Raw genomic sequence first — 8,227 nt, forward strand, 5'->3', positions numbered from 1 at the left:
GGCGCGTCACGCGCGAGCGGGCTGGCAGCACTTCGCGCGAGCGGCGTTGCGGCTGAGCGGCAGGCGCTTGACGACGTACTCGGCGTCCCGCCCGACACCGCGCAGGGTCGCCGAGGCGAAGCTGCGCTGCCACTCCAGCCCGACGTAACCGAGCCCGGAATGGGTCGTGGACAGGCCGCGGTTGTGACGCGGGTGCCCGGTCGTGTCCAGCGCGCCGAGTGAGTCCAGATAGGACAGTCCCGGCTGGAAGCCGGTGGCGAGCAGGATCGTGTCGACGGTCTCGCGTTTCCCGTCCGGCCACACGACTTCGTTCCCCTCGATGGTGGTGAACATGCGTCGCTGGTCCGGGCGTCCGGCGTGGACGGCGGCGCGGTAGCGGCCGGGGTCGTTGACCGGCGAGGTCGGCGGAGTGCGCAGCAGGTGCCCGATCGGCAGGTGGTCGAACCCGATCGCGGCGGACCAGAAGTGCACGTCGCGGCCGAGCGGCCGCTGGGGGGCGAACTTGATGGGCGTGCGGGTGGCGAGGGTGACGTGGGCGTGGTCGGCGAGTTCGGTGGCGATCTGGACCGCGGAGTTCCCGGCACCGACCACGACGATCCGCTGTCCGGCGAACGGGCTGGGTTCGCGGTAGTCGCTGCTGTGCAGGACGGTGCCGGTGAAGGTGTCCAAGCCGGACAGTGCGGGCCGATGCGGCCGCGAGAAGCCGCCGCTCGCGGCGATCACGACCGGCGCGCTCAGCGTGGTTCCGGCGCCGTGGACGGTGAACACGCCGTCGTCGCGGGTGACCGTGTCGACCCGGTGGTGGGTGCGGATGTCGGCATCGAGGCAGCCGGCGTAGGTGCGGAGGTAGTCGATGACCTCGTCGCGGTGCGGGTAGTGCTCGGGGTCGCCGGGGAACGGCAGTCCAGGGAGGCTGCTGTAGCGGGCGGGGGAGAAGAGGGTGAGGCTGTCGTAGTAGCGCGGCCACGACCCGACCGGCTCGGCGCCGGCTTCGAGGACGACGGGCTGCAAGCCGTGGGTGCGCAGGGCGCGGGCGGCGGCGAGGCCGGCTTGGCCGCCGCCGATGACGATTGCGTCGTGGTCGGTCACGAGGTTCTCCCGGAAGTGGGTTGGCTGGCCATGGCCAGCGCGGCGGCCGCGGTGTTGATCGCGGCGAGGACGAGGAAGGCGTGGGCGTAGCCGCCGAGCACGCCGGCGAACGCGGCGCCGGCGAACGGGGCGAGTGCCATGGTGATGGTCATCGGCGCGGCCAGCAGGCCGTTGAGCCGTCCGTAGTGGACCGCGCCCCAGCGGTCTGTGATCGCGGTGGCCTGCAGCAGGGTGAACACCCCGCGGGCCATCCCGGCGACGACGGCCGCGGCGATCAGCGCGACCGCCGAGGTCAGGACCGACAGCAGGGCGGTGGTGACCGAGGTGGCCAGCAGGATGATCGCGGTGCGGCCGCGGACGCTGGTGCGTCGCGACAACGTGGCGTAGCCGAGGCGGCCCAGCACCTGACCGGCGCCGCCGAGACCGAGTGCGACCGCGGCGATCCCGGCGCTGACGCCGCGTTCGGTCAGCAGCGGCACGAGGTTCACCACGACGGCGAACGCCGAGAAGGTCGCCAGGCTCAGCGCGACGACGAGCACAAGGAATGCGCCGCTGCGGGCGATCGCGCGCGGATCGCTGTGCTCGACGTGTTCCGCCAGCGGCGGCTCGGCCTCCGGCCACGGACCTTTCAGCCCCCACCAGTGCGACGGCATGGTGATCGCCGCCAGGACGAGCGCGAGCACCAGGTAGGTGTGGCGCCAGTCCAGGTGCGCAGCCAGCAGTGCGGTGAGAGGGGCGAACACGGTGCTCGCCAGGCCCCCGGCCAGGGTGAGGACGGTCAGCGCGGACACCCGGCGAGGCCCGTACCAGCGGGTCAACGCGGCGAACGCCGGCGGGTAGAGCACCCCGCTCATCGCCGCGCCGGCCACCGCCCACGCGGCGACGAACCAGGCGAGGTTCGGCGCGGTCGCCACCGCGAGCACGGCCAGGACCCCGAGGACCGAGCCGGTAGTCATCACCGCGCGCGGCCCGCGGCGGTCCAGCCACCGCCCGACCGGGATCCCCGCCACTGCGGTGACCAGCTGCGCGCCCGACAGCGCGGCGACGACCGCCGTCGTCGGCCAGCCGGTGGCGCGGCTGATGTCCGGCGCGAGCACCGGGAAGGCGTAGTAGAGGATTCCCCAGCTGGTGATCTGGGTGACGCACAAGACCGCGAGCACCCGGCGCAGCCCGGACTTGCTCAGGGACTGCGCCGCGGTGCTCGTGCTCGCCGACACCCGGTCAGCGTGTCGCGGCCGGTGGCGCGGACAGCGTCAGTACCTCCGGTTCGACCGGGCCGCAGCAGCCGGACGCGCCGCTGTCGGGCTCGTCGAACAGCCCGGCGCCGCCGCACACGCCGGTCTCGGCCATGATCAGCTCGACCCTCGCGGCGGCCTCGTGGTCGCCCGCCAGGGCGGCGGCGATGCTGCGGACCTGCTCATAGCCGGTCTGGGCCAGGAACGTCGGCGCACGGCCGTAGCTCTTCATCCCGGCCAGGTAGAAGTTCTGCTCCGGGTGGGACAGCTCCTTCGCGCCGTGCGAGTAGACGGTGCCGCAGGAGTGCACGTTCGGGTCCACCAGGGGCGCCAGCGCGACCGGTGCCTGCAGCGTCGGGTCCAGCTCGAGGCGGATCTCCGACAGCCACGACAGCTCCGGCCGGAATCCGGTCAGCGCGATCACCTCGTCGATCGCCTCGATGCGGGCGCCGTCCGCCGACACCAGCTCGAGGCACCCATCGTCGGCGCGTTCGACGGCCTCGGTGCGGAACCCGGTCATGACCGTGACGAGCCCGGCATCGACGGCCTCCTTCGCGCGCAGGCCGAGCGCGCCGCGCGCGGGCAGCTGGTCGGCCTCGCCGCCGCCGAAGGTGTTGCCCATCCCGCCACGGCGCAGCACCCAGCTGATCCGCGTGTCCCCACCGAGGCCGGCCAGCGCGACCAGCGCGGTCAACGCCGAATGCCCACTGCCCGCGACAACCACGTGCTTGCCCGCGTAACGAGCCTTCTCGATGGCCAAGTCTGGGACGCGGTAAGAGATCCGGTCCGCGGCGGCGCGTTCGCCGACCGCGGGGAGGCCTTCGCCGCCCAGCGGGTTCGGGGTCGACCAGGTGCCGGAGGCGTCGATCACCGCCTGTGCCAGGACCCGCTCCTCGGCGCCGTCGGTGGTGCGGAGGTGCACGGAGAACGGCTCGCCGTCGCGGCCGCTGTCGACGATCCGGTCCCGGCCCCGCCGCGCCACCCCGACAACCTCGGCGCCGAAGCGCACCTGGTCGCCGAGCGCGTCGGCCAGTGGCCGCAGGTAGCGCTCCGCCCACTCCGAGCCCGTCGGGTAGGCCTCGGCGTCCGGTCGCGTCCAGCCGGTGGGCTCCAGCAGCCGCGCGGCGGCCGGGTCCACCAGCTCCGACCACGGCGAGAACAGGCGGACGTGGTTCCACTCAGCCACCGCCGCGCCGGCCCGCTTGCCGCGCTCCAGCACCAGCGGCCGCAGCCCGCGTTCCCGCAGCTGCGCGGCCGCGGCCAGCCCCACCGGCCCCGCGCCGACCACCACGACAGGCAACTCGCTCATCCCCAGCACCCTTCATCGACGACGCTCTATCAATGCCGAGCAATGTATAGACCGTCGTCGATTGACGCAACCATCGATCGCAGTCGATACTGTCGGCATGACGACGACGCTCCCGCTCGTGGCGCCGGTGCTCCCGGACGCCGAGGCCGCGACCTACGCGGAGTGGTTCTCCTGCCTGGCCGAGCCGATGCGGGTGAAGATCCTGCACACCGTCGCCACGGCTGGCCGGGAACTGACCATCGGCGGGCTGACCGAGATCATGGGAGGGATCAGCCAGCCCACGGTGTCCCACCACGTGCGCAAGCTCGCCGACGTCGGTTTCCTGCACCTGCGCAAGCGCGGCACCGCCACGGTCGTGTCGGTCAACCCGGCCTGTTGCACCGGCCTCCCGCACGCCGCCGACGCCGTCATGGGGATGCTGGCGCCGCGACCGTGTTGCCCGGACAACCTGCCCGAGGACGTCGCTGTCCGCCCGCTGCGCCGCGGCGACTGGGGCGCGGTCCGCCGGATTTACGGCGAAGGCATGGCCACCGGCATCGCCACCTTCGAGACCGAGGTCCCCAGTCGCGAGGACCTGCACGCGAAGTGGCTGCCCGGGCACCGCTGGGTCGCCGAGCTCGATGGCCAGGTGGTGGGCTGGGCCGCCGCGGCGCCGGTGTCCAGCCGCGAGTGCTACGCCGGCGTCGCCGAGACCTCGATCTACGTCGCCGACGGCCACCGCGGCAGCGGCGTCGGCAAGGCCCTGATCCACAAGCAGGTCACCGAAGCCGACGCCGACGGCCTCTGGACCTTGCAGACCTCGATCTTCAACGAGAACCGCGCCTCGATCGCGCTGCACCGCAGCGCCGGCTACCGCACCCTCGGTGTCCGTGAACGCATCGCGCAACGCGACGGCGTTTGGCACGACACCGTCTTCCTCGAGCGCCGCAGCCCGATCAGCTGACGCGCGTTCGGTCATCTGGATCCGTCAGGACCAGACCCACGCTTGATCTGGCGCGGTTGTGGCAGATGGCGACGGTCAGGGGAGCAGGCGTTGTGCGATGGGGCCGTGACGCCGTCGATGCGGCTGCCGTGCAGTCCGAAATCGGATGTCCGTTATCTCGGTCGGGTGGATGGCGCGATCCCTTATAGGTCAAGTGTCTTCTCGATCTGAGTGACGGCGTTCTGGTGAGTTCCGTCGGAGGGATCCATGACCCACAGTCGGCCAGTGTCGGGGCGAAATCCGAGCGCTGCCCAGGTGCGGCGGACTTGCTCAAGGGCCGGCTCGAAGACCGAGTCGTCTTTGAGTAGTGCGCGGTCGAGGTCGATAGGGAACGGCAGTACAGCGACGAGCCGCGGGTCGGCGCAGACCCAGCGCAGCAGGCGGGCGGTGAGAAGCCGTCCGACTCCGCCGAGACCGCGCCAGGCCGGCGCGAGCTGTACTCGATCGATGATGACGACATGCGTGCCGAGAGATTCGATCTGGTCTTCCAGGTCCGCCCGGAGAGTGACAAAGCCGAACTGATCGCGGCCGCCGAATAGGGGGATGAATTTGGCGTAGTCCTCGCTGCGGGCATCGAGTGCGTCGTGGACGTCCTCGACGTGCTGGAGGTCGATGGTCAAACCGTTGGCTTCGAAGATCGTGACATCGATGGATTCCTCGTCGAGCCGCTTCGTCGAGAGTGCCGTGCCTTCGACTTCGTACCAAGGCTCGACGCCGTCAGCTTCGTCCTCGTCCGGAAGAACGCGCACCGTGGCTTTGGTCCACCAGTCGCTGGTTCCGGGGTCGGTCTCGTCGCTTCCGGCGAGGCTCGCTTGGCTGTTGAGGTGTAGCTCTACCCACTGCAGCTGAGCAAGCAACTGTCGCGAAAGGTCTGGGTTCCTGCGGCGTGCGGCCATAGGACCGTAGTACTCGGATTTCTCCATCTGCTCAAGATGAGCGCACCCTGATCTGACGGGACAGTCGGAGGCAGGGAGTCGTAATGGCGGAGCGTGGTGTGTGGAAGCGGTGTGGGTGTGTCGATCCGGAGACGGGACGTCCGTATGGGCCGCGTTGTCCTCGGCTGGCTGCTCGGGGCCACGGTAGCTGGTACTTCACGGTGGAGCTGCCCGGGCAGCGCGACGGCGGGCGGTGCCGGCTGCGACGTGGCGGGTTTTCGTCACGGGCGGCGGCGGTGCAGGCTCAACGGTACTGGCGAGGTGAGGATGTCGATCCTGATCTGAGCCTGGTGACAGTAGGGCAATGGCTGGACATCTGGCTGGCCACCCGGCACGCGATTCGTCCGGCAACCCAAAGGATTTACACGCAGCTCGTCCGGGACTACGTGAAACCCGGCCTCGGGAACGTCGCACTGACAGAGCTGACGATCGGACGGGTGCAGGCGATGTTCACTAGCCTGCTGCGAGCGAATGCCACGCGGGTCCGGCCGTTGTCGGCGACGACCTTGCAGCGGATACGTGAGGTGCTGCGTGCGGCGCTGAACGGGGCGATCCGGCGTGGTTGATCACCAGCAACCCGGCGCGGTGGGTGGAGCTGCCGTCGCTGCGACGGCCACGAGCGGTGGTGTGGACACAGGCGCGGGTCGCGGTGTGGCGGGCAACCGGCGAGCGTCCGCCACTGGCGGTCTGGACGGCCGAGCAAACGGCCGCGTTCCTCCAGCACGCCGGGTCGCATCCGCTGCACGCGGTGTTCCACGTTGCGGCCCTGACCGGGCTGCGGCGTGGTGAGGTTCTTGGCCTGCGCTGGTGTGATCTCGATCTGGCTGGAGCGTCGCTGACGGTGACTCATCAGATTCAGGAGCGGGACGGTCGGGCGGTGATTTGTCTGCCGAAGTCCACGGCGAGCGGCCGCGCGGTGCCGCTGGATGGGGGCACGGTCGCGCTGCTGGTGCGGCTGCGGTCTGCGCAGCGTCGTGAGGGTGGTGGGGCTGCTGATGGGTGGGTGTTCGCGCGGGAGAACGGCAGTCATTGGAGCCCGAGTTACGTGTCGCACACGTTCCGACGGCTGATCGAGAAGGTTGATCTGCCACCGGTGCGGTTCCACGACCTGCGCCACGGCGCGGCGACGCTGTCCCTGGCCGCCGGCAACGACCTGAAAACGGTGCAGGCACTGCTCGGTCACGCCAGCATCGTCCTGACGGCAGACACGTACACCAGCGTGCTCCCGTCGCTGGCTCAGGCTTGTGCGGAGGCAACCGCGAGCTTGGTTCGCCGCGCCGGCTACGACCGGGGACGGAAGATCTGCAGGTCAGGTGCTAGGTCTGCCCGGCAAGGGCGACGTCGAGCGGTCGGACGCGGTCCGCGCTTCATCCGCGCTGGCGGAACTCTGGGCCGGACCCACAGCGGCCCCAGCTCGGACCCACAGATCAACAAAGGCCACCGACAGCAACCCTGAAACTACAGGGAAACCGTTGGTGGGCTTTGCTTTCCGACTGTGCGCCATCAGGGACTCGAACCCCGAACCCGCTGGTTAAGAGGGCGTGGCTGGCGTTCGTTTTCGGCAGCCTGTCGCTGGTGGCGAACATCTGCTCGGCGCCGACGTCGAGCGTGTTGCAGGTAACGGTGGCGGCGTGTCCGCCGCTGGGCTTGTTGCTGGCGATCGAGCTGTTGAACGGAGCGTTGAAGCAGCGGTCTCGCGAGACTGGCTCCGAGACCGCCAGCGCTGGTAGCGAGATGACCATTCAGGCCCTCGTGACAGGGACGGACAACGTGACCTTGAGGCCGGTGCGGCCGGTCATGGTCTCGCTGTCGAGCCTGGAGAACTCCGAGCGGGCGGCCAAGCGGCGGATGTGGGAGTACTACGTCAGGGAGCGGGCCTCCGTCCGGACGCCGACAGGCGCCGAGCTGGATCGAATGGCTGGCACGCACAACTACGGTCGGCGGACTCTCCGGAAGAGGAGGAACGAGCAAAATCGGCACGTCAACGGCCCCGGACGTGCTGCAGCGATTGGTACAACAACGACGTCCGCGAGGGGAATCGTTCACACGGGCTCGCCGCCGTGATGTTGATGTGCGGTTGGTGGGATTCCGGCGACAATCACACCAATCGTCCTGCCTGACGCGCTGCTGATCAGGCTCGGCGTGCGGCTGGTGATGGAGCGTCGGCCGCGGGGCAGCGCGCGGTGAGCGGCGTGGTCAAGTTGGAGTCTTCGGCAAGAGACCGGCCTGCGCCAGATGAACCCCCTGCAAGCCGCTGACCTGGTGTTTGTCTCTTTGGGCGTTCACCTGAAGCTTCACGTTGGTGCACGCGCTATCCGGAATAAAAGAGGCCGGAACGACATCCGGCTACGTCAACGAATCCGTCTCACATTGACAGCTTCGCTGCAGGCTGGGCAGGCTTGGAGGGAGCGCAGAAAACACTGAGGGCAAGTAGGGAGTTCAGGTGAACCAAGAGCAGGTCGCCCGACGGTTGCTGAGGTCGTCGGCCGATCGATCTTACGATCCGCAGGTGGATATCGACTGGTGTGCTCCCAGGGACGAAGACAAGCTCTACTTCTCGACGCATCGGCTGCCTCTGTACGGCACGCCACTGTGGGACTCGCTCTCTCCCGCTCAGCGGAATGAGGTGGCACGACAGGAAGCGATCACGCTGGCGTCCGTCGTCATCCACGCCGAA

General features: G+C 69.6%; 9 protein-coding genes. 5 read left to right on the top strand and 4 right to left on the bottom strand.

Annotated elements, in window-relative coordinates:
• Positions 1-6: 6 nt before the first annotated feature.
• From CF165_RS48385 to CF165_RS48395, 3 genes are read right to left on the bottom strand one after another with little or no spacing between them, the layout of a single operon-like run.
• Positions 7-1,089 (bottom strand): flavin-containing monooxygenase, encoded by a 1,083-nt coding sequence (locus tag CF165_RS48385; RefSeq protein ID WP_093954345.1) that lies wholly within the window; start codon positions 1,087-1,089, stop codon positions 7-9.
• The gene (locus CF165_RS48390; RefSeq protein ID WP_240522195.1) at positions 1,086-2,306 is read right to left on the bottom strand and encodes an MFS transporter; all 1,221 of its coding nucleotides are present in this window, start codon (positions 2,304-2,306) and stop codon (positions 1,086-1,088) included. Before CF165_RS48390 ends, CF165_RS48385 begins: the two co-directional genes overlap by 4 nt.
• Positions 2,307-2,310: 4 nt before the next feature.
• Positions 2,311-3,633, bottom strand: coding sequence for an FAD-dependent oxidoreductase (locus CF165_RS48395; RefSeq protein WP_093954346.1), 1,323 nt, complete (start codon positions 3,631-3,633; stop codon positions 2,311-2,313).
• Between the two features lie 97 nt (positions 3,634-3,730).
• Between CF165_RS48395 and CF165_RS48400 the strand changes: the two genes are divergently transcribed.
• Positions 3,731-4,576: a helix-turn-helix domain-containing GNAT family N-acetyltransferase gene (locus tag CF165_RS48400; protein WP_093954347.1), complete on the top strand. Its 846-nt coding sequence runs from the start codon at positions 3,731-3,733 to the stop codon at positions 4,574-4,576.
• Positions 4,577-4,758: 182 nt separating this feature from the next.
• Here CF165_RS48400 and CF165_RS48405 read toward each other — a convergent pair whose 3' ends face one another.
• The gene (locus tag CF165_RS48405; protein ID WP_143268908.1) at positions 4,759-5,538 is read right to left on the bottom strand and encodes a hypothetical protein; all 780 of its coding nucleotides are present in this window, start codon (positions 5,536-5,538) and stop codon (positions 4,759-4,761) included.
• Positions 5,539-5,711: 173 nt separating this feature from the next.
• On the opposite strand from CF165_RS48405, the gene CF165_RS50925 reads away from it, so the two are divergent.
• The 4 genes from CF165_RS50925 to CF165_RS48425 form a co-directional block, all read left to right on the top strand.
• Complete coding sequence (locus CF165_RS50925; protein ID WP_158226969.1) at positions 5,712-6,116, top strand: tyrosine-type recombinase/integrase; 405 nt, start codon at positions 5,712-5,714, stop codon at positions 6,114-6,116.
• Positions 6,113-7,006, top strand: a complete 894-nt coding sequence (locus tag CF165_RS48415; protein ID WP_093954350.1) for a site-specific integrase — start codon at positions 6,113-6,115, stop codon at positions 7,004-7,006. The genes CF165_RS50925 and CF165_RS48415 overlap by 4 nt, the downstream gene beginning before the upstream one ends.
• Before the next feature lie 119 nt (positions 7,007-7,125).
• Positions 7,126-7,614 (top strand): hypothetical protein, encoded by a 489-nt coding sequence (locus tag CF165_RS48420; RefSeq protein ID WP_143268912.1) that lies wholly within the window; start codon positions 7,126-7,128, stop codon positions 7,612-7,614.
• A gap of 379 nt (positions 7,615-7,993) precedes the next feature.
• Positions 7,994-8,227 (top strand): diiron oxygenase (locus tag CF165_RS48425; protein ID WP_143268914.1); only part of this gene is annotated, 234 nt, incomplete at its 3' end.

The organism is Amycolatopsis vastitatis, from assembly GCF_002234595.1.
In the GTDB taxonomy this organism is placed as follows: domain Bacteria; phylum Actinomycetota; class Actinomycetes; order Mycobacteriales; family Pseudonocardiaceae; genus Amycolatopsis; species Amycolatopsis vastitatis.